This is a genomic window from Pseudomonas baetica, from assembly GCF_002813455.1.
Classification (GTDB): domain Bacteria; phylum Pseudomonadota; class Gammaproteobacteria; order Pseudomonadales; family Pseudomonadaceae; genus Aquipseudomonas; species Aquipseudomonas baetica.
The window spans coordinates 1,046,378-1,066,192 of the sequence record NZ_PHHE01000001.1 but is presented as its reverse complement, the minus strand read 5'-3'; the positions used below and the strand labels follow the sequence as shown (position 1 = coordinate 1,066,192).

The following is a 19,815-nucleotide window of genomic DNA, read 5'->3' as shown; positions in this document are numbered from 1 at the left end:
GGCAGAAGATCGCAGCCTTCGGCAGCGCCTACATTGGAATGCATTTCCCTGTAGGAGCTGCCGCAGGCTGCGATCTTTTTATTGGCAGACACTGCGGAGCTCCGGCCATGACCCTTTTCTATACTCACCTGCTGTCCTGGAGCGCCGCCCTGCTGCTGCTCGATGCGGTGCTCTGGCACTTCTCGCCCTTCACCCATCGCGCCCCGAGAGTCGGTGTGCGGCTGATGCTGTTTCTGGCGTTCAGCGCACTGGTGATCAACGCCGGTGTCAGCCCGTTGCAGGCGCCGCAGTTTGCCGATGACCAGGTCGCGCAATTGGGCGCAACCGCGCTGGGCATTCTCTGGTGGCTTTACGCGGCACGTGTGCTCACCGAAGTGATCGGTCTGATCCTGATGCGCCGCATCGGCCACAGCGGTCGCTTGCTGCAAGACGTGATCGGTGCGCTGGTGTTTCTGGTGGCCATCGTTGCCGCCGCCGGTTACGTACTGGAGCTGCCGGTCAAAGGCTTGCTGGCGACGTCCGGTGTGTTCGCGATCGTCGTCGGTCTGGCGCTGCAAAGTACCTTGGCCGATGTGTTTTCCGGGATCGTGCTCAATACCACCAAGCCGTATCAGGTGGACGACTTTGTGGTGATCGACGGCGTCGAGGGCAAAGTGCTCGACATCGACTGGCGCGCTACGCACCTGCTGACCAGCGCCGGCACCATGGCCGTGGTGCCCAACTCGGTGGCAGCCAAGGCCAAGATCGTCAACCTCAGCCGGCCGAACAACATGCACGGCGTGTCGATCAGCATCAAAGTGCCCAATCACATCCGCCCTCGCCGGGTGCTCGACGCCCTCGACCGTACGCTGCAAGGCAGTAGCAGCCTGCTGCTGAGTCCGGCGCCAAAAGTGGTGTTGAAAGAGGCCGGCGAAGAGATGTCCGAATACGTGGCCAGCGGCTTTATTGCCGAACTGGGCAAGAAAAGCGAAGTGCGCAATCAACTGTTCGACCTCGCTCACCGTCATCTCGAAGCCGCCGGGATTTCGCGGCACCCGGACGGTGTGATCCAACCTTCGACCCGCGCGCGCGCATTGCTCGATGAAGTGAAAATCTTCCGTTCGCTGAGCGCCGAGGAGCGTGACCGCCTCGCCGAATCGATGGTCGCGCAGCAGTACAGCGCAGGCCAGGTGGTGCTGGATCTGGATGAAGTGCCGGACAGTCTGTTCGTGATTGCCACCGGGGTGGTCAGCGCCACGGTGCCGGATGGCGCCGGCCAGACCGAGGCCGGGCGCATGGGGCCGAGCGAGGTCATGGGCGAGCAAAGCATTCTGGCGGATACGCCTTCGCAGGCTACGTTTACGGCGCTGACGTCTTCGATCATCTACCGTCTCGACAAGACCCTCACGCGCGAATGCATGGAGCAGCGCGCTGAGGTTGGTCAGGCGTTGAACAAGTTGCAGGCGGTGCGGCAGCAGAACAGTCGCCTCGCGTTGATGGCCAAACCGGTGGTGGTGAGGAAAGGCGGGTTTCTGGGGTGGTTGCAGAAGCGATGATGTGTGTAGTTCGCAATGGTTTTTCCAGCTGAAGATCTTACCCCCTCACCCCAGCCCTCTCCCCCAAGGGGGCGAGGGGGAAAGGGAGCCGATCTTCGAGCTTTTCAAGGCCCGAGTTCGACCTGATATTTCAGGTCGGAGTAACTCGCACAAACATCTCGGTCAGTCCCCTCTCCCTCCGGGAGAGGGTTAGGGTGAGGGGCTTTTCAGCTCCACCGATTACTGGGCCGTGAACTTGGTATAGCTGTTGATCAGGTTGCGGTAGTTCGGCAGGCGTTCCGAGAGCAGATGCGCCAGGCCTTCCATGTCGTTGCGCCAGTCACCCTGCAGCTCGCAAGCGACAGAGAACCAGTTCATCAGTTGTGCACCGGCCGCCGACATCCGCGCCCAAGCCGCTTGCTGCACAGTGGTGTTGAAGGTGCCGGAAGAGTCGGTCACCACGAACACTTCGAAACCTTCAGCGATGGCCGACAGGGTCGGGAATGCCACGCACACGTCAGTCACCACACCGGCGATGATCAGTTGCTTGCGGCCGGTAGCCTTGATGGCTTTGACGAAGTCTTCGTTGTCCCAGGCGTTGATCTGGCCTGGACGCTGAATGAACGGTGCGTCCGGGAACTGCTCAAGCAGCTCAGGTACGATCGGGCCGTTCGGGCCGGCGTCGAAACTGGTGGTGAGGATGGTTGGCAGTTTGAAGAACCTGGCGATGTCGCCCAGGGCCAGCACGTTGTTCTTGAATTCATTTGGCGAGAAATCCTGTACCAGCGAAATCAGACCGGTCTGGTGATCGACCAATAGCACAACCGCATCATCTTTGTTCAGACGCTTGTATGGAACGCTCATGGGAAACTCCTGGGTGGATGGTTGTTACGTGAAGCGCCGACCGTCGAGGCCAGCGCTTTTGGATAAGAATCAGAACGCGAAACAGGAACAGCCGAACGCGCCCCAGAAACCGGCGAAATCGCTGACCGGGGCATTCGACAGACGCGCCTTTTCATGGCTGTGCGAGTGCACGGCGCAAGCGCCGACGCACTGATGCACCTGAGCCTGCATTGGCGCGTTCTGGCGCCAGTGGCCCGGGACTTTTGCCACCGGCGACCAGTCCGGCAGCACCGGCACGCTGGCAGGTCCCAGGTCCTGGAAGTCACCGGCGGCGTAAACGATCTTGCCGCCGACCACGGTCAGTACCGACTCGATCCACTTGATGGCTTCTTCTTCGACATGGAAGAAGTCCGCGCTCAGTGCTGCCAGATCCGCCAATTGCCCGATCTTGATCTGGCCTTTCTTGCCCTGCTCCGACGAGAACCAGGCGCTGCCGTGGGTGAACAATTCCAGCGCGGTGGTGCGTGGCAAACCTTCTTCGTACAGCGCCAGACCGCCGACGGTACGACCGCTGACCATCCAGTACAGCGACGTCCACGGGTTGTAGCTGGAAACCCGCGTGGCGTCGGTGCCGGCGCCGACCGGCACACCTTCGGCGAGCATGCGTTTGATCGGCGGCGTGGCTTCGGCGGCTTTCGCGCCGTAACGGTCAACGAAGTACTCGCCCTGGAACGCCATGCGATCCTGAATCGCGATGCCGCCGCCCAGCGCTTTCACCCGCTCGATGTTTTGTGGGGTGATGGTTTCGGCATGGTCGAAGAACCATGGCAAGCCGTTGAACGGAATGTCACGGTTGACCTTCTCGAACACGTCGAGCATGCGGCTGATCGATTCGTTATAAGTCGCGTGCAGACGGAACGGCCAGCGCTGCTCGACCAGGTGGCGCACCACCGGCTCCAGCTCCTGCTCCATGGTTTGCGGCAGGTCCGGGCGCGGTTCGAGGAAGTCTTCGAAGTCCGCCGCCGAGAACACCAGCATCTCGCCAGCGCCGTTGTGGCGCAGGAAGTCGTCGCCCTGATGCAACTTGACGCTGCCGGTCCAGTTCTGGAAGTCGGTCAGCTCTTCTTTCGGCTTCTGGGTGAACAGGTTGTAGGCGATACGCACGGTCAACTGGTCATCTTTGGCCAACTGCTCGATCACTTGGTAATCGTCCGGGTAGTTCTGGAAACCACCGCCGGCATCGATCGCACTGGTCAGGCCGAGGCGATTGAGTTCGCGCATGAACTGGCGAGTCGAGTTGACCTGATACTCCAGCGGCAGCTTCGGCCCCTTGGCCAGCGTCGAGTAGAGAATCATCGCATTGGGTTTGGCCACCAGCATGCCGGTCGGGTTGCCGTTGGCATCGCGCACGATCTCGCCACCCGGCGGGTTTGGCGTATCGCGGGTGTAACCGGCCACGCGCAATGCGGCGCGGTTGAGCAACGCACGGTCATACAAGTGCAGGACGAATACCGGCGTGTCCGGCGCCGCCTGGTTGAGTTCTTCGAGGGTCGGCATGCGTTTTTCGGCGAACTGGAATTCGTTCCAGCCGCCGACCACGCGCACCCATTGCGGCGTCGGTGTGCGGTCGGCCTGCTCCTTGAGCATGCGCAGTGCATCGGCCAGCGAGGGTACGCCTTCCCAGCGCAGTTCGAGGTTGTAGTTCAAACCGCCACGGATCAGGTGCAAGTGCGAGTCGTTGAGACCGGGGATGACGCAGCGGCCGTGCAGGTCGACCACTTGCGTGGCAAGGCCGCGCAGGGCCATGGCTTGGGTGTCGTTGCCGACGACCACGAAGCGGCCGTCCTTGATCGCCACGGCGCTGGCCAGCGGCTTAGTGCGGTCTACGGTATGAAATTGGCCATTGAACAGAATCAGATCGGCGCTCATCGCAGTTCCTTCGACAAAAAATGAATGGGGTTCAGCGTGACGGGTGTTCTGTGGGTTCGACGTGGGTATGCGCCTGACTGGCTTCCAGCCACGGCGCGAACAGACGGGTCACGCGGGGCATGAATACGTACACCACCGACAGCACGATGGTCAGGGTGATCAGGAACGTGGCAACCACGTAGTTGGAAAGCAGCGGATGCAGCTTGAGCAGCGGCCCCCAGATCAGCGGCACCAACAGGGTGTGCGGAAAGATCACCAGCAAGGTGATCGCCGCCTGCTTCCAGCGCGGAGGCGGTGAGGCGGCGTCGGCCAGCGGTGCAAACCAGAATTCGTTGACCGGGGCGACCTCGGTCTGGTCGCCATCGGCGAGCATCGGCGCGGCTTCTTCGACCAGTGCCTGACGCTCTGGCGACTCCAGCCACTGTTGCATCGCCTCGGTCGAGCGGAAGCGCAGCACGCAGGTGTAAGTGTCGAGGCCAGCACGCTTACCGCGCACCACGTCCACACCCAAATGCCCTTCGCGTTCCCCCGCCACCCGCACGATATTGCGTAGCCAGGCTTCATAGGCTGTTTCAAAACCGGCCTTGACCCGGTGCTTGACGATCAGCGTGACGGTCTCATCGGCCCCCGGTGCTTGTTGACTAAGGACTTCAGGCATAACGCAGTACTCCGGGCAAACGAACATTGAGCGCCAGCCGTCCTGGCCCGGCGATAAACACAGTGGCAAACAGGATCAACAGCAACCAGCCAAACTGCCCTTCAGCCACACTCCATTGCGGATGCACGACCAACAGCGCCACCAGCAGCACAAAGAGAATAGGCAAGCAGGCCAATCGCGCCAGCACCCCGGCGACGATCAGCAGCGGACAGAGGACTTAGGCGAAGATCGCCAGACATAAGGTCAGGTGGGCACCGAGGTGGAACGGGTCTTCGATCAGTTGCAGTTGGGCGGTAAAGTCCAGCAGCTTGGGCAAGCCGTGTATCCACAGCAGGAACAGCCCGCCGCTGACCCGAAGAAACAGTAAACCGGCGTCGTGCGCCCGTTCATCCCGATGCAAAGCATTCATGACCCGACCCTTGAAATGTCATTGGCCTGAATAATGCCAATGCGGGGCGGGGAGAAATTGGATGGGTGTGCTCTCTTTCTTTCAGTCACCTAAAACCAATGTGGGAGCGAGCCTGCTCGCGATAGCGGTGTGTCATTCAACCTCGATGTCGACTGACCGGGCGCCATCGCGAGCAGGCTCGCTCCCACAGTGGATTTACGTTTTTCTTCAGGTTGGCGGGATATCCAGCGATGCCGACATGAACTGACTGATCCGCGAGCGCAGCCATTTTTCTGCCGGATCGTTGTCGTGCACCCCGCTCCAGGCCATCGACAGTTGCGCCGCTTCGATCGGGAACGGTGGGTCTTCGGCGCGCAGGGCACAGCCTTCAACCAGCGCACACGCGGCATAGTCCGGCACGGTGGCAATCATTTCCGTGCCGGCGAGCAAAGCGCGCAAGCCGCTGAACTGCGGCACGCCGAGCACCACACGACGGCAGCGGCCGAGTTTGGCCAGATCAAGATCGATGTTGCCGCTCAGATCCCCGGAAAACGACACCATTGCATGCGGACGCTCGCAGTATTCGTCCAGCGTCAGCGGCCCCGGACGGTCGTCGCCGCGCAGCACCTTGCAGGGAATGTCGCGCAGCTTTTTGCGTTTGGCATTGGCCGGCAAGTCCGTGGTGTAACTGACGCCGACCGAGATTTCTCCGGAGGCCAGCAACGCCGGCATCAGTAAATAGTTGGCACGGCGCACCACCACCACAATCCCCGGCGCCTCTTCCTGAAGCTTTCGCAGCAGCGGCGGAAACAGACCGAACTCGGCATCGTCAGACAGGCCAATGCGAAACACCTCGCAGCTGCTCGCCGGTTCGAATTCCTTGGCCCGGCTGACCGCGCCAGAGATGACGTCCATTGCCGGTTGCAGCTCTTTGAGGATGGCAAGGGCGCGGGCGGTCGGTTCCATGCCGCGACCGTTGCGCAACAGCAACGGATCATCGAACAGATCGCGCAATCGGCCGAGCGCCGCGCTCACGGCCGGCTGGCCCATGAACAGTTTTTCAGCGACGCGGGTCAGGTTCTTTTCGAACATCAGCGCTTCGAAAATCACCAGCAGGTTCATGTCGACGCGACGCAGATCGTTACGGTTCATGGGCACGAGTTCCTTGCTTGGAAGTCTTGTTCAGTCAGGTGCGCGAGCACCGTACTTTACGCGATCAACGGTACTTTGGCCGCGCCAAGCAGTTGATCCAGCTCACGCACTTGAGCCTGACGCAGATCAGCCTGGAATGCGGTTTCTGTGATCAGGCGCACTTCTGTCATATCTTCACCCGCAGCGAAGGGATCAGCCCGTTCGCCTGGCGCTGTCGTAAGGTGCCGGAGATGAAACTCAAAAGGTCACAAACGTCGGCATTGCCTCTGGGTATGCGCCTGTCTTTCGTTGTACGCACCGGGGCCACCCGGCACCAGCAACAGGTCATAACGCTGCGCGTTGTCATCGATAAGCTGATCGGCGTGCACCAGCACGCCATTGGAGGCGCGTAACGGGCCGCGCTCAGTCCCCAGAGTGATCAACTGATAATGGAGTTCTGGTTTCAAACAACGATTGGCGACCGAGAACACTTCCATCGGCCCGGCCATATCGAGCAGCAGAAAATCGGGAAACAACACCATTGCCACGGTTTTCATGGGTCAACATCACTGATCAAAAAAAGAATAAACGTAAAGCACTGGCTGAGCATTATGGCCAAGTACGCGCTCACCGCCGGAAAAGATTGCGTGAACTGCCACGCAAAACTGTCAACCTGATGGAGACAGTATTTCAACTATCACCTACTTATTGCATCGAATGGTTAACAGTAACCTTCTCCTCACTCGGACGAATTCACGTCCCGCAAGGAGATTTCATCATGCTGACCCTTCGCAAAGCCTCCGATCGTGGCCTCGCCAATCATGGCTGGTTGAAGTCGTTCCACACCTTTTCCTTTGCCAGCTACCGCAACCCGCGAGAACAGGGTTTTTCCGACCTGCTGGTGATCAACGATGACCGCGTTGCCGCCGGTAAAGGCTTCGACCAGCACCCGCATCGCGACATGGAGATCTTTTCCTACGTGCTGGAAGGTGCGCTGGAACATAAAGACACCCTCGGCACCGGCTCGGTGATCCGCCCCGGCGACGTACAACTGATGAGCGCCGGCAGCGGTGTGGCGCACAGCGAGTTCAACCATTCGGCCACCAAGCCTGTGCACTTCCTGCAAATCTGGATTGTGCCAGACGTTGGCGGCGCCAAACCGCGCTACCAGCAGGAGCATTTCAGCGCGCAGAAAAAACGCGGTCGCCTGCAATTGATCATCTCGCCGGACGGCAGCGATGGTTCGCTGACTGTGCGTCAGGATGCACGAGTCTACGCCGGGCTGTTCGACGGCAAGGAAAGCGCCACCCTGGAACTGCAGGCCAATCGCTACGCCTACATCCATGTGGCTCGCGGCAGCGTCGAGCTGAACGGCCAGCCGTTGCAGGAAGGTGACGGCGTGCGGGTTCGCGAGGAACAACTGCTGACCCTGAATAACGGCGTGGATGCCGAGGTCTTGGTGTTTGACTTGCGGCCGCAGGAATTGCCGCAGATGCCATGAAGCAATGTTTTCATTGCCCACAAAAACGGCCTTCATTTGAAGGCCGTTTTTTTAATGTGGCGTGCTCGGTAATGGCGACACGGCGGGTATAGGCGGATGGGTGTCCTTGCCTGCTTGAACCGCCGACAAAGTCGTTTGAATCGCTACGTAGACATTGGCTTGATTGGCGTAGTAAGTCGCCACGACGATGCCGACGATTCCAAGGAAATACACAGCGGTTGAGGCCCAATAATTCGCCTTGATGGTCGAGGCCTGTCTGACCGCCTCTTTTGACTCCAGAGCGATTTGCTGCACATTTGCGGAAATGGAGTTATAGCGGTCTAGCAGGGCCTTGTCTCGTTCGGTCTGAACATCCAGAAATCTCTCGATTTTCGCCGACACATATTCGACCCGAGCATCCATCCTTGCCTCAATGGTCTCGATCCTGGCGTTGAATTCGTCACGGCTGATAGCGTTCATGGCTTGAGTGCTCTGCCCTCTGCTCAATGTGTCGGTGCTTTGATATTGCTCGAATTCCCTGGCTTTCAAGCCGATCCCCTTCCTTGGGTTACCGATGCCTTCCCTGGTGCATCATTCACAACCCGACTTCTGGCGCTGTGAGCTGCATCAACGATAGGGCTGGCGTCCCAAGCCCGCAAGCCGGCAGATTCTGCTATGGGTGTAGGCTGTTTCGTCAGAAGATGTAGCTTCTCCAAAGCGCTTTAAGCACTCACTCATTCTCCAGCGCAAACGCCTCGACTATCTGCTCAATCACTGCACGAACCCGCGCGGTATGGCGCAAGTCCGCGTGGGTCACCAGCCATACCTCATACGGTTGCGGACGATTCCGCTCCGGCCAAAGCCTGACCAGGCCATCGCGCTCGCCCATGTACACCGGGATTTCTCCTACGCCCAGGCCCGCCGCAATCGAGCGACGCACCAACAGGCTGGAACTGAGGCTGGCAACAATGCGCCCGCGATGCACCGGCTCGCTAACCAGCATCATGTCCTTGTGACCCTTTAAATACGGGTGATAAACCACCAGGTCATGCCCCTCGAACGCTGCACCCTGCTGAGGAATGCCCTTGGCGTCGATATATGCCTGTGAAGCGAACAATCCCACCGGCCAGCGGGCTATTCGCCGCGCGATCAGATCGGGATTGTCAGGCCGGGTGTTGCGCACGGCGATGTCCGCCTCGCGCTTGGCCAGGCTGAGGATCTGCGTGGAGGCATCCAGTTGCACGCGCACGTCAGGGTGCAACTCGTGCAGGCGTGCAACGGCCGGGATCAGGAAGTCGATGGCCAGCGAATCGGTGGTGCTGACGCGCACGTTACCGGTCAGACGATCGTCCAGCCCCTGGATCTGCCGCTCCAGTTCAAGCGCCGAGTGCTCCATTTTTTCGACGCTTCTGAGTGCCGCTTCGCCAACTGGCGTCAACGCGTAACCGTCGCCAGTGCGCAAAAACAACGTCGCGCTCAGGGACTTCTCCAGCGCCGTGATCCGCCGCCCGACAGTGGCCTGATCCACGCCCAGCACCCGCGCGGCGCCGCGTAACGTCGACTCCCTGCATACCGCGAGAAATACCCGCGCATCGTCCCAATTCATGCTTTCTCCTGCTGATGCAAATATGCATCGCCATGATGCCAAATCGCTGCATTAGTGCAGCAACAATAGCCGATATGCTGAGCGCCATAAACCTCTCAGGATCGCTCCCATGCGTACATCATCCTCAGCGTTACCGATCTTCGCGGGACTCTGCGCCAGTCTGGTCAGCATCGGCCTGGCGCGATTCGCCTACACCCCGCTGATTCCCTCGCTGATTCAGGCGCAGTGGTTTTCTGCCAACGATGTGGTCTACCTCGGCGCAGCCAATCTGGTCGGCTACCTGATCGGCGCTCTGCTCGGCAGGCCGATAGCGCGACAACTCGGCAATAAAACCGCCCTGCGATTGATGATGCTGCTGGTCACCGCCGCGTTTTTTGCCTGTGCGTTTCCGTTGTCGGTGAGCTGGTTCTTTGGCTGGCGCTTGCTGTCGGGGATTACCGGAGGAGCGATCATGGTGCAGGTGGCTGCGACCGTGTTGCCGCATGTGCCGGCGTCCCGCAAAGGGTTGGCCAGTGGTGCAATTTTTCTCGGCATCGGCCTGGGAATTGCCGGTTCCGGTACCCTTGTGCCGCCGCTGCTGAGCCTGGGCCTGCAAGCCACTTGGCTGGGACTGAGTGGTTTGTCGTTGTTGCTGACCGCCATGAGCTGGTTTGGCTGGCCCGCAGATTTACCGCACTCGACTGCAACTCACGAGGTTGCGGCGGTTGAGCCAACACCTCCCGCCGTCTATTTGCTGTTCGGCCAATATGCGTTCATGGCCGCGGGGCTGGTGCCGGCCATGGTGTTCCTGGTGGATTACGTGGCTCGCGGTCTCGGTGCCGGGGCGCACATCGGCGCAATGGTATGGGTCATGTATGGCCTGGGCGCGATTGTCGGGCCGGTGAGTTATGGCTTTCTGGCGGATCGGTTTGGCGCGCGGACAGGCATTCGCCTGGTATTGGTCGTACAGGCGATTGCGCTGGGACTGCTGGCGATATCCCACTCTTTAATGGCGCTGGCCGCACTGGCGGTAATCATCGGTTCATTCCCGCCCGGCATCGTGCCATTGGCCTTGGCCCGGGTGTATGAACTGGTGCCGGATCATCATCGCCAGCAAATCGCCTGGAGCCGCGCCACCGTATCGTTCGCCACGTTTCAGGCGCTGGCCGGATTTGCCTATTCGGCGTTGTTCAATGCCACAGGTGGTCATCACGCCTTGCTGTTCGTGGTCGCTGCGGGCGCGATCACGGTGGCGATTTTGTTGGAGCATGCCCTGAAATGGCTGCCCTCCTCGTCTGAATCACGCGCCTGTGAAAATTGAAGGGAATCATTGCTTCCGGGCTGCGCTCCCATCTACAGAACCTCTAGCAACAGGAATCGACATGTCCTTACCCAACGAAATGACCCGAATCGAAATCACCGAACCCGGCGGCCCTGAGGTTCTGCAAGCCAAGCGCGTGCCGTTACCGGTGGCGGCAGCAGGCGAAGTGCTGATCCGTGTGCGCGCCGCCGGGATCAACCGGCCCGACGCCTTGCAGCGTGCTGGCAAATACCCGATGAAACCCGGTATGAACCCGATTCCCGGCCTGGAAGTCGCAGGTGAAGTGGTGGCGCTCGGCGCCGACGTCAGCCAGTTTGCCGTGGGGGACAAGGTGTGTGCGCTGACCAATGGCGGCGGGTATGCCGAATATTGCACAGTCCCGGCTGGCCAGACGTTGCCAATCCCCGATGGCCTCGACTGGGTGCAAGCCGCCGCGATCCCGGAAACCTTCTTTACCGTATGGGCCAACCTGTTTGGCCTCGGCGGCGCCAGCCGGGGGCAACGTGCATTGATTCACGGCGGCACCAGCGGCATCGGCACCACCGCACTGATGCTCTGCCGCGAGTTTGGTATCGAAGCCTTCGCCACCGCCGGCAGCCCTGAAAAATGTGCGGCGATTCGTGAACTGGGCGGCGAGGCGATCAACTATCGCGATCAAGATTTTGCTGAAGTCATCGCCGAGAAGACCGCTGGCCAAGGTGTGAATGTGATTCTCGACATCATGGGCGGCTCGTACTTCAACGGTAACGTCAGCGCCCTGGCGATGGACGGGCGGTTGGTGATGCTCGGTTTTCTGGGCGGCGCCAAGGCCAACGACGTGGATTTGCTGGCGATTCTTGGCAAACGCGCGGTGGTCACTGGTTCGCTGTTGCGAGCTCGGACCACTGAAGAGAAAGCCGCCATCGCCGATGCGCTGCGCGAACACGTATGGCCAACGCTGAATGAAGGGCGCTGCCTGCCGTTGATCGACAAGGTCTATGCGCTCACCGACGCCGCTCAAGCCCATGCGCACATGGAGGCCGGCGACCATATCGGCAAGATTGTGCTGCGGGTCGATTGAGCCGCTGCAGCATTTTGTAATCGTTGCACATGCACGGTGGTCGAAAATATCGCGCGCAGACCAAGGCATCTGGTAAAAAGCGTTCTTTGTCTGCGCCCTGGTGAAACGTTTAATGTTCCTGTCCTTCATGACTCGTCTGCGCCGTCGCCGCTTGGCGTTTGCCTGCATGGCCGCCTTGATTATCGGCGTGCCGGCGAGTTGTGCCGTGCTGGAGCACGCCGAACGCAAACTGCTGTTTCGCATCGAGCCGGACGCGGCGGGTTGGTATCACGGCTTGCCCGGCAGCGTGCAGGAACTCGATCTGCAACCGAAGAGTTTCAAGGCCGGGCAAAACATTCATGCATGGTGGTGGCCGGCGGAGAAAGCCAATGCCCCGGCGATTCTCTATCTGCATGGCGTGCGCTGGAACCTCACCGGACAGTTGTATCGCATCGAGCAATTGCGCGCGGCGGGCTACTCGGTGCTGGCCATCGATTACCGCGGGTTCGGCAAGAGCAAGGGGGATCTGCCGTCGGAAAGCAGCGTTTACGAAGATGCACGGGTGGCCTGGGAGCGTTTCAAACTGCTGCAACCGGACCCGAACAAGCGCCTGATCTACGGTCACTCGCTTGGCGGTGCAGTGGCGGTCGATCTGGCCGCCGAACTCGGCAAGGACGCCGCCCGTGATCACACGCCGCTCCCGGTCCGCGGACTGGTGATCGAGTCCACGTTCACGACGCTGGCGGATGTCGCCGCTGCCGTGGCCAACACCTCACTGCCGGTGCGCTGGCTGCTGTCGCAGAAGTTCGATTCCATCGACAAGATCGCCGACATTCATATGCCGCTGCTGGTGGTGCATGGCCTGGCCGACGCTTTCGTGCCGGCGCGCTTCAGTGAGCAGCTATTCAACGCAGCACAACAGCCCAAACGTCTGTTACTGGTGCCGGGTGGCACGCACAACAACAGCATGGCGTTGGGCGGGCAGAATTATCGCAAGGCAATTGATGCGTTGATGCAGACCAAACCTGCACCGCGGATCGCCGGGCCGGCAACCTTGCGCAGCGCGCGGGATTCCTAGCGATAACCGCGAGCCTGCAAATCGAACAGCTGAGCGTAATGCCCTGCACCGGCGATCAGATCTTCGTGGTCGCCCTCCTCAAGAATTTGCCCCTTCTCCAGAACAATGATGTGGTCGGCATTGCGCACACTGGAAAAACGGTGCGAGATCAGCAACGTCATGCGCCCCTCAGTGTGCTGGCTGAAATGCTCGAACACCGATGCCTCCGCTGCCGGGTCGAGGGCTGAGGTGGGTTCGTCGAGAATCAGGATGTCGGCCTCGCGGCGCATATAGGCCCGGGACAAGGCAATCTTCTGCCATTGTCCGCCGGACAACTCCTGACCACCGGCAAACCAGCGCCCCAGTTGTGTCGCGTATCCCCGGTCGAGTGCTTCGATAAAGGGGGCTGCCATGCCTTCGGCAGCGGCTTCCTTCCAGCGCTGCTCATCGTTGAACGCCAGTGTGTCGCCGACGCCGATGTTTTCACCGACGCTGAACTGGTAGCGGATGTAGTCCTGGAAAATCACGCCAATGCGCTGCCGTAACGTTGTTTCCTCCCAATCCTGCAAATCGCTGCCATCAAGCAAAATTCGCCCTTGATCGGGGCGGTAGAGCCGGGTCAGCAACTTGATCAGCGTGGTCTTGCCGGAACCGTTCTGCCCGACCAGCGCCAGGCTTTTGCCCGGCACCAGATGCAGGTCAATACCTTGCAGCGCCGCACGGCTCGCACCGGGGTAGCGGAAACCGACGTTTTCGAAACGCAGCCCGTCGCCCGGCCGCGCGCCGACAGTCAGGTGACCGCTGTCGGCGAGCACTGGCTCGGCGAGGTATTCGTAAAGACTCGTCAGGTAGAGGCCATCTTCGTACAAACCACTGATCGCACTCAGACTGCTGCTGACCGCGCTCTGCCCCTGTTTGAACAGCACCAGGTACATGGTCATCTGGCCCAGGCTGATATTGCCGTGCACCGCATCGATCACCACCCAGGCGTACGCCACGTAGAACGCCGCAGTGCCCAGCAAGCCGAGACCAAAACCCCAACTATCGCGGCGTAACGTCAGGCGCCGGTCTTCGGCATAGAGTTTGGCGAAGGTGTCGCGATAACGTTGCAATAACAGCGGCGCGAAACCAAACAGCTTGACCTCTTTGATGTAGGCCTCGTGGGACAGCAGGGTTTCGATGTAGCTCTGCTGGCGACTCTCTGGCGCGCGACGGGTGAACAGCCGAAAGGCATCACCGGAAAAATGCGCCTCGGCGAAGAACACCGGCAACGCACCGATCACCAGCAGCACGAGCGCCCACGGGGAAAAATGCACCAGCAGTACGCCGAAGCTGATCAGCATGATCAAGTTCTGGATCAGCCCTAGTGACTTCATGACCAGCGCCAGTGGCCGAGTCGAGGCTTCGCGGCGCACACGCACCAGTTTGTCGTAGAACTCGGAGTTCTCGAACTGCACCAGTGAAAGGGTCTGCGCCTTCTCCAGAATCAACGTGTTGACCTTCTGCCCCAACTGCACCCGCAACAGCGACTGCTGCACCGACAGTGCCCGTTGTGTGCCGGATAGCAATGCAAGCACACCCGCCTCCATCAGCACGTAACGCAACACCGGCCACAACGGCGCATCGCCCTGCTGCGCATGCAACTGCATCGCGGTCACCACCGCATCGACAATGCGTTGTCCCAACCATGCCGCGAGTGCCGGCAGCACACCTGCCATCAATGTCGCCAGCACCAGGCCCATAAACAGCCCGCGCGACGTCCCCCAAACCAGTCGCAAGGCGCGCTGCGCCTGGTCGAGCAACGAAGTGACGCGGGAAAATGCAGGCATGGGACATCGGACTCGGCAGGTCAATAGAGCACGACATGGTACTCCGCTGCTCCGGCCAGGACTGCCTTGAGGTATTAAAAAGCCCAACCTGAAAAGGTTGGGCTGATGGCTGACTTGCGCTTAGTCAAAGGCACCATTCAGGACTTCATAAATGAGCCCCGTGGCGAGGGCGACCAGAATCAGGTCAGTACCCGCCTGCTGCCATTCATAGCCGTCATAGTGCGGGAGATGGCCCAGCAAGCGATTATCGAGTTTTTTCGCGATACCGGGCGGTAAAGGTTTACCGCGAGCCAGATTCTTCTGAATGCCCGGAGGCAGCGCCGGGCCGGGGCTCCAGTAGTCGCGATAGCCACCAATCACGCCAATCACATTACCGCGGTCGACGGATGGGCCATGGCTGCGGTCATCATGGCCAGCATTTTTGCCTTTGCTCCCTTGGCCCTGGGAGTTGTGTTGATTGCCTTTACCGTTGCCTTGCCCTTTACCGTTACCGGGGTCGGCCAGTGCCACCGACGAGCCAGCGGCCAGTACGAGCGACATCGAAGCTGCAATCCATCGTGTTGATCTTTTGAACATATCCGTGCTCTCAGACAGTCGGATCATCCACTGAACTGTAGACCGCGATGGGTAGATTGGTCATGGCTGCCGGGAATTTCTCTTCTATCGCTGCGCCAGTTCATGCCGCACGCATTGTTCATAGTAGGTCTGCTTGACCGCAGCGGGCTGGAGCTTCGAGGTGCTGTTGTAGGTTTGCTCGATAATCCCCATCGCCGTCATACGCATCCACGGTTGCTGGAATCGACGCACCTGCAACTGTTTACGCGCGCCATACAAAGACATCCCTGAAAGTTTTGATTTCTGTGCGCCTGCGGCGATGTCCGAGCCCCACGTACAAGCAAAGCGATGGCTTTTACTTAGCTCTTTTGCCTGAACTCCCGAAGCAAGGACAGCCATGGAAAGCGTTGCAACGGTTATGACAAACGTCCGCATATAGCCAACCTAACCTTTTGAAAAAAGGCGAGTTTGCCGATGAAATAAGCATTAGGGGGCCAGCAATTTGCCGCTTTTTGGCAATATCAGGCGACAAAGCTGGAGCCTCACATCCGCCCAAGGCACAGCCAATTCTGCGGGTTGTCATTTAGTAATTGCTACCGCTCGTCCAGCGCCGCGCACCTTTGCCACGACTCCTAATGTCCAATGCAGCACATCCCATCGCGTGGAAGGCTTAGAAGATGAACAAGAAAATTATGGCGGTATCGTTTGCCAGCCTGCTACTCATCGGCCCGGCATGTGCCTTGGCAGCCGAGAAAACCAGCGCTGACTCCTCCGCGCCACCCAATGCACTGCCTGGCGTCAACCAGTCTAAAAGCTCGCGCGCCAATGATGAAAAAGCGAACAAGAAGGGAGAAGAATCTTCAGGGGGAAATGCGGGCGCGCAAGCCCATGAAACGGAAAAGGATGCAGCAACGTCGAGTGACTCGGACGATATCGAGAAGAAGCCCGATCAGTAATGACTCGAACAGCATGACTGATATCGAGTCTTCCCTAATCAGCGACTAGCGAAGCCTGGCGCGATGGCAATATGATGCCGCCACTGGGATCCCATGAAGGGTAACCAGAGGAAAATCCATCCAAGGAATGCACATGAAAGACTTCGTTATCAGCGTTAACAACACCGTTCTCTATATCGCACTGGCAGTCATCTGGATTGCTGCACTTGTGATGCTAAGCCAGAGTTTTCTCGCCGCTGTCAGTACCTTCGTTGTAGGTACTTTGAGCTGGTGCATCATCTCTGGCTTCTGGTTCGTTCAATCCGCGACTTATGAAGAGTTGCGTAAACTGAACGCGAAAAATAGCTGATTTATCGAGAACGCTCGACTGCGCGGCACCGACGTAGAAATATCGGGCACCTGCAATCCAGATGCGCAGGACACGTCTTGATAGGGACCACGTTCGAACAAGTCCCGCAAAAGTCAGCCCCATGAAAAAGGCCAATGCTGTGAGCATTGGCCTAAGTCATTGAATTATATGGTCGGGACGGAGTGATTCGAACACTCGCCCCCTAGCACCCCATGCTGGGCACTAAATCAATATAACCTATTGTTTTTAGAAAAAATAAATTCCAGTGCAGGTAAAACACCCGCTTTTTTGTGCTTATGTAAACGGAAACTCGCCGTCTCCAGAGGAGGTTTTGCGCACAGCCCTCACGGCGTCCTGCCGACCGAACCCAATCCATTTATAGCAGTAGTGAATTACGAATACATCGCTGGTAATCTCGCCACCACGTTCGCCAGCCATTAAAGGATGGAGGCGAAAATAGAAGCCCAGGAGCCGCGAACATTCGGGGCTTTGCATTTCTGCACTGAAGCAGATTTACACCGCGATTATGGTTATCAAGGGCAGGCTTTACATCCTCCAGCCCATGGTTGGACGTTTGCACCGAACATCGTGCGACTTGGGGAATGGAAATTGCAGTGATCTACCTCTTGCTGCATCCCGCCGCAGCGCTTGCACCACACGGCTCCATTCAACAATGACCAGCTCTGATGGCTAGGCAAGGATCTTGTCCAGAGTCGTCACTCTGCCGTTACCTGCACAAAATATAGGGTTATACAACCAACAAGCCCGGTTTGCTCATAAGCGCATCGCACGGCTCATATCCGCTACACGTTGCTTGACTTTTAAAGATCGCCGTCTAGCCTCTGTTAGGATTAAACAAACCATAGTATGTGGTTAACTTAGCTTGAAGGGATAGATTCAATCGTCACTCCTAATGGAATAAGGAGCTCATCAAATTGCCCACCAATGCCAAAAATTTAACCGCATATTCATCAAAAACGTACGATGAGTTTCTAACTGCGCACGATCAACTGATGATGCATAAGTAAATTTTTAATCAGTACAAGCTGAAATCAATAATAAGTACCTGAACTGGAAACAGGACAGCAAGCCCCTTCCTGATAAAAAATCAAAGCCCGAAACACTTACTGGCAAATATTTAAAAACCATGCCTGAACGGGGCATCAGAAATAACTAACAAAGTCTATAAAAAGGAGCAATCGCATACAACCAGACACATAGAACAGCCGGAGCAAAACCCAAACCAACTATTGCAGGCGCAATGTTAATTCAATAAAAGGAATTATACCGATGGCTAAAAGAAGCGTTGATGTTTATTTTGAGAATTTCCTCGACTCCACCTTGAGTCTAATTCAAAACTCTCTGAAGTTAGATCATGGGGAATGGGATACCTATCCTCCGCAGAAAATATTGAAGCCGAGCTCCAATGTGCCCGGCAAAGGCTATTGGAAGACGGAGTCGGACGGGTTCGCTACGGGCACGGAGGCACTTTGCTCCTACGCTTTTTATGATTTTGTCACTGAGGAAGTTTGCAATATAAATATCCACTGGGACGACCCATACGTGGGGTCTAATTCGTATGAAATCACGACCGATAGCGAAAACGTTAAAGTTTCATACAGTGGTGGAGGCGGCGATAACGCTACCGTGACCTTCAGGGCAGAAAAAAAATAATATAACGGCGTGAGCCTTAGTCGATCAGATAGCCGCCGAGAAAATCTTGAGCGGCTATTTCAAAACTAAATTTTAGAAAGTCGATCTCGTGATACTGCTCGCTGTAACTCATGGACTTGGAGCCGCCACCTCCTACACATACGCTTGTCACGCCGCCAGCCTGATCAGCCCCCGGTCACCGTAGTCGGTGGTACCGACAATTCGCTGAGCATGCGCTGGGGCAAGGTGCCCCCGAAACCAGCAATTGATATATAAAGAAAAACAGATCATTTAAAAAGGTACAAAACCGCCACATCACCCTATAAGAATAAATAACTTGGCGTTGGATATTCCTACAGTAGTTCACCGTTTCTCCGGCGTTCTGCCAATCGAACACAATCACACGTCCCTGCAATACCAAGACTGCGCGTACAGAACACCATTGATCTCTTCCAGGCCGCTCAGCGTGAAACCGAGCGTTGCCATGCTGAACAGGCCAGCATCAAGAAGCGGTCGAATCGGGCGCGTATCACCCGGCCAGGCACCATGCCGCAGAGACGCGGTGCTGGACGTTCTTTTGAGGATGTCAGACGGCGCACTGGAGAAAATGATATCGCCCTTCACCGGTTCGGCGCTGGCGATATCCAATTGCGCTCTGGCGACGCCTCGCTCTCTCATGGGCACAATCACGAACCGCATTGCTTGCTCTATACTGGATAAAAATACAGTATCTGTAATCAGCATGGCGAGTTTCAACGACTCACTGATCGACGGTCATCGACTCAACTCCCTGGCGCAAGGGACAGCAACACGACAGGCTAGATAGCCCTTCAACGCTACCCACTAGACATCGCCAGCAGACAAGAATTAAATTACAAATACTCTACAAACTGCCTAAGCAACCACTATGAAGGGTGTGAGATGAAAACCAAGGACATTACTGATCTAACGGTTTGCAAGGCCGTTAGAGAAATTCATTTACAGAAAGCACCAATTGGCTACCGTTTTAGTCGTGCTGCGGAGTTGCTTCAAGAACAAACCGGCGCCCCAAGAAAAGTATGTGAAAGCGCTGTTAACAGGTCTATTGATAAAGGTCTCGTAGAATCGGGAATACACTCTTCAATCGGATGGCTTTCGAACAAAGGGATTGCGTATTTAGAGTCAAAATCTCACGACTAAAAATACGAAAACTGAAAATACTCCTGAACATTCGATTCAGTACTTTCTGGTGTAAGGCTGTATTAAGATACTGGCAGCATCAATGCCGTTGATTACACGTTGACGATGCGTCTCGACTACTTCCGTTTACCTGCCCAGAATAACAGTACGACAGGATCACCATCAAAGGGAATAAGTAACTTGGTACATCCTCAAGACTGTCTAGATATGCAAGTCTTATAAAAGCATGTCCGTAACTCGTATAGGTTATCAACAGCATACATAGGCAAAGCCAGCTCTGATATAGCCGGCACTTGGCGCTGGACTGTACGTACTTCATCGCCGCCTATCGCCGACGTAATCTAGATTT

Annotated in this window: 18 protein-coding genes and 4 pseudogenes; 9 read left to right on the top strand and 13 right to left on the bottom strand. The window is 57.6% G+C overall.

Annotation, left to right across the window (positions count from 1 at the left end):
* The first annotated feature begins 107 nt into the window (after positions 1-107).
* Positions 108-1,535 (top strand): mechanosensitive ion channel family protein, encoded by a 1,428-nt coding sequence (locus ATI02_RS04845; RefSeq protein WP_100845603.1) that lies wholly within the window; start codon positions 108-110, stop codon positions 1,533-1,535.
* A 219-nt stretch (positions 1,536-1,754) separates the two neighbouring features.
* Here ATI02_RS04845 and ycaC read toward each other — a convergent pair whose 3' ends face one another.
* The 5 genes and pseudogenes from ycaC to ATI02_RS04820 all read right to left on the bottom strand — a co-directional run bounded on the left by ycaC (position 1,755) and on the right by ATI02_RS04820 (position 6,484).
* Positions 1,755-2,378, bottom strand: a complete 624-nt coding sequence (ycaC, locus tag ATI02_RS04840) for an isochorismate family cysteine hydrolase YcaC (RefSeq protein WP_100845602.1) — start codon at positions 2,376-2,378, stop codon at positions 1,755-1,757.
* 69 nt (positions 2,379-2,447) lie between these two features.
* The gene (locus ATI02_RS04835) at positions 2,448-4,286 is read right to left on the bottom strand and encodes an amidohydrolase (RefSeq protein WP_100845601.1); all 1,839 of its coding nucleotides are present in this window, start codon (positions 4,284-4,286) and stop codon (positions 2,448-2,450) included.
* A gap of 31 nt (positions 4,287-4,317) precedes the next feature.
* Positions 4,318-4,944 (bottom strand): antibiotic biosynthesis monooxygenase, encoded by a 627-nt coding sequence (locus ATI02_RS04830; RefSeq protein WP_100845600.1) that lies wholly within the window; start codon positions 4,942-4,944, stop codon positions 4,318-4,320.
* A pseudogene (locus tag ATI02_RS04825) lies at positions 4,937-5,353 on the bottom strand (DoxX family protein). Before ATI02_RS04825 ends, ATI02_RS04830 begins: the two are co-directional and overlap by 8 nt.
* Before the next feature lie 207 nt (positions 5,354-5,560).
* A complete protein-coding gene (locus ATI02_RS04820; RefSeq protein ID WP_100845599.1) occupies positions 5,561-6,484 on the bottom strand; it encodes a LysR family transcriptional regulator in 924 nt (307 codons plus the stop codon).
* Between the two features lie 56 nt (positions 6,485-6,540).
* On the opposite strand from ATI02_RS04820, the pseudogene ATI02_RS32585 reads away from it, so the two are divergent.
* Positions 6,541-6,768, top strand: a pseudogene (locus ATI02_RS32585) (helix-turn-helix domain-containing protein); the annotation flags it as partial.
* Here ATI02_RS32585 and ATI02_RS04810 read toward each other — a convergent pair.
* A pseudogene (locus tag ATI02_RS04810) lies at positions 6,766-7,020 on the bottom strand (DJ-1/PfpI family protein); the annotation flags it as partial. The pseudogenes ATI02_RS32585 and ATI02_RS04810 sit on opposite strands and share 3 nt — an antisense overlap.
* A gap of 221 nt (positions 7,021-7,241) precedes the next feature.
* Here ATI02_RS04810 and ATI02_RS04805 point away from each other — a divergent pair.
* Positions 7,242-7,964, top strand: a complete 723-nt coding sequence (locus tag ATI02_RS04805; protein ID WP_100845598.1) for a pirin family protein — start codon at positions 7,242-7,244, stop codon at positions 7,962-7,964.
* A 51-nt stretch (positions 7,965-8,015) separates the two neighbouring features.
* Here ATI02_RS04805 and ATI02_RS04800 read toward each other — a convergent pair whose 3' ends face one another.
* Positions 8,016-8,492, bottom strand: a complete 477-nt coding sequence (locus ATI02_RS04800; protein ID WP_238156259.1) for a hypothetical protein — start codon at positions 8,490-8,492, stop codon at positions 8,016-8,018.
* 181 nt (positions 8,493-8,673) lie between these two features.
* Positions 8,674-9,549 carry a LysR family transcriptional regulator gene (locus ATI02_RS04795; protein WP_100845597.1) on the bottom strand — a complete coding sequence of 292 codons (876 nt, stop codon included), beginning with the start codon at positions 9,547-9,549 and terminating at the stop codon, positions 8,674-8,676.
* Positions 9,550-9,658: 109 nt separating this feature from the next.
* Between ATI02_RS04795 and ATI02_RS04790 the strand changes: the two genes are divergently transcribed.
* The 3 genes from ATI02_RS04790 to ATI02_RS04780 all read left to right on the top strand — a co-directional run bounded on the left by ATI02_RS04790 (position 9,659) and on the right by ATI02_RS04780 (position 12,966).
* Complete coding sequence (locus tag ATI02_RS04790; RefSeq protein WP_100845596.1) at positions 9,659-10,849, top strand: YbfB/YjiJ family MFS transporter; 1,191 nt, start codon at positions 9,659-9,661, stop codon at positions 10,847-10,849.
* A gap of 61 nt (positions 10,850-10,910) precedes the next feature.
* Entirely contained in the window at positions 10,911-11,909 is a 999-nt protein-coding gene (locus ATI02_RS04785; protein ID WP_100845595.1) for an NAD(P)H-quinone oxidoreductase, read from the top strand.
* A gap of 112 nt (positions 11,910-12,021) precedes the next feature.
* A complete protein-coding gene (locus ATI02_RS04780; RefSeq protein ID WP_100845594.1) occupies positions 12,022-12,966 on the top strand; it encodes an alpha/beta hydrolase in 945 nt (314 codons plus the stop codon).
* On the opposite strand, the gene ATI02_RS04775 is transcribed toward ATI02_RS04780, so the two are convergent.
* The 3 genes from ATI02_RS04775 to ATI02_RS04765 all read right to left on the bottom strand — a co-directional run bounded on the left by ATI02_RS04775 (position 12,963) and on the right by ATI02_RS04765 (position 15,764).
* The gene (locus tag ATI02_RS04775) at positions 12,963-14,774 is read right to left on the bottom strand and encodes an ABC transporter ATP-binding protein (RefSeq protein WP_100845593.1); all 1,812 of its coding nucleotides are present in this window, start codon (positions 14,772-14,774) and stop codon (positions 12,963-12,965) included. The genes ATI02_RS04780 and ATI02_RS04775 overlap by 4 nt on opposite strands.
* A 120-nt stretch (positions 14,775-14,894) precedes the next feature.
* Entirely contained in the window at positions 14,895-15,350 is a 456-nt protein-coding gene (locus ATI02_RS04770; protein ID WP_100845592.1) for an anti-virulence regulator CigR family protein, read from the bottom strand.
* Positions 15,351-15,434: 84 nt separating this feature from the next.
* On the bottom strand, positions 15,435-15,764 hold the full coding sequence (locus tag ATI02_RS04765; protein ID WP_100845591.1) for a hypothetical protein: 330 nt from the start codon (positions 15,762-15,764) through the stop codon (positions 15,435-15,437).
* Between the two features lie 242 nt (positions 15,765-16,006).
* Between ATI02_RS04765 and ATI02_RS04760 the strand changes: the two genes are divergently transcribed.
* The 3 genes from ATI02_RS04760 to ATI02_RS04750 all read left to right on the top strand — a co-directional run bounded on the left by ATI02_RS04760 (position 16,007) and on the right by ATI02_RS04750 (position 18,308).
* On the top strand, positions 16,007-16,285 hold the full coding sequence (locus ATI02_RS04760) for a hypothetical protein (protein WP_095188392.1): 279 nt from the start codon (positions 16,007-16,009) through the stop codon (positions 16,283-16,285).
* A gap of 133 nt (positions 16,286-16,418) precedes the next feature.
* Positions 16,419-16,634, top strand: a complete 216-nt coding sequence (locus ATI02_RS04755; protein WP_095188391.1) for a hypothetical protein — start codon at positions 16,419-16,421, stop codon at positions 16,632-16,634.
* A gap of 1,290 nt (positions 16,635-17,924) precedes the next feature.
* Entirely contained in the window at positions 17,925-18,308 is a 384-nt protein-coding gene (locus ATI02_RS04750) for an aegerolysin family protein (RefSeq protein WP_100845590.1), read from the top strand.
* A gap of 147 nt (positions 18,309-18,455) precedes the next feature.
* On the opposite strand, the pseudogene ATI02_RS32580 reads toward ATI02_RS04750, so the two are convergent.
* Positions 18,456-18,542: pseudogene (locus ATI02_RS32580) on the bottom strand (lysis protein); the annotation flags it as partial.
* Between the two features lie 144 nt (positions 18,543-18,686).
* The gene (locus tag ATI02_RS04740) at positions 18,687-19,031 is read right to left on the bottom strand and encodes a hypothetical protein (protein WP_146166112.1); all 345 of its coding nucleotides are present in this window, start codon (positions 19,029-19,031) and stop codon (positions 18,687-18,689) included.
* Positions 19,032-19,815 lie beyond the last annotated feature (784 nt).

Bases quoted from the DNA above. Each gene is read 5' to 3' on its own strand.
- ATI02_RS04845 (WP_100845603.1), top strand. From the start codon at position 108: ATGACCCTTTTCTATACTCACCTGCTGTCCTGGAGCGCCGCCCTGCTG.
- ycaC (WP_100845602.1), bottom strand. From the start codon at position 2,378: ATGAGCGTTCCATACAAGCGTCTGAACAAAGATGATGCGGTTGTGCTA.
- ATI02_RS04835 (WP_100845601.1), bottom strand. From the start codon at position 4,286: ATGAGCGCCGATCTGATTCTGTTCAATGGCCAATTTCATACCGTAGAC.
- ATI02_RS04830 (WP_100845600.1), bottom strand. From the start codon at position 4,944: ATGCCTGAAGTCCTTAGTCAACAAGCACCGGGGGCCGATGAGACCGTC.
- ATI02_RS04820 (WP_100845599.1), bottom strand. From the start codon at position 6,484: ATGAACCGTAACGATCTGCGTCGCGTCGACATGAACCTGCTGGTGATT.
- ATI02_RS04805 (WP_100845598.1), top strand. From the start codon at position 7,242: ATGCTGACCCTTCGCAAAGCCTCCGATCGTGGCCTCGCCAATCATGGC.
- ATI02_RS04795 (WP_100845597.1), bottom strand. From the start codon at position 9,549: ATGAATTGGGACGATGCGCGGGTATTTCTCGCGGTATGCAGGGAGTCG.
- ATI02_RS04790 (WP_100845596.1), top strand. From the start codon at position 9,659: ATGCGTACATCATCCTCAGCGTTACCGATCTTCGCGGGACTCTGCGCC.
- ATI02_RS04785 (WP_100845595.1), top strand. From the start codon at position 10,911: ATGTCCTTACCCAACGAAATGACCCGAATCGAAATCACCGAACCCGGC.
- ATI02_RS04780 (WP_100845594.1), top strand. From the start codon at position 12,022: ATGTTCCTGTCCTTCATGACTCGTCTGCGCCGTCGCCGCTTGGCGTTT.
- ATI02_RS04775 (WP_100845593.1), bottom strand. From the start codon at position 14,774: ATGCCTGCATTTTCCCGCGTCACTTCGTTGCTCGACCAGGCGCAGCGC.
- ATI02_RS04770 (WP_100845592.1), bottom strand. From the start codon at position 15,350: ATGTTCAAAAGATCAACACGATGGATTGCAGCTTCGATGTCGCTCGTA.
- ATI02_RS04765 (WP_100845591.1), bottom strand. From the start codon at position 15,764: ATGCGGACGTTTGTCATAACCGTTGCAACGCTTTCCATGGCTGTCCTT.
- ATI02_RS04760 (WP_095188392.1), top strand. From the start codon at position 16,007: ATGAACAAGAAAATTATGGCGGTATCGTTTGCCAGCCTGCTACTCATC.
- ATI02_RS04755 (WP_095188391.1), top strand. From the start codon at position 16,419: ATGAAAGACTTCGTTATCAGCGTTAACAACACCGTTCTCTATATCGCA.
- ATI02_RS04750 (WP_100845590.1), top strand. From the start codon at position 17,925: ATGGCTAAAAGAAGCGTTGATGTTTATTTTGAGAATTTCCTCGACTCC.
- ATI02_RS04740 (WP_146166112.1), bottom strand. From the start codon at position 19,031: ATGCTGATTACAGATACTGTATTTTTATCCAGTATAGAGCAAGCAATG.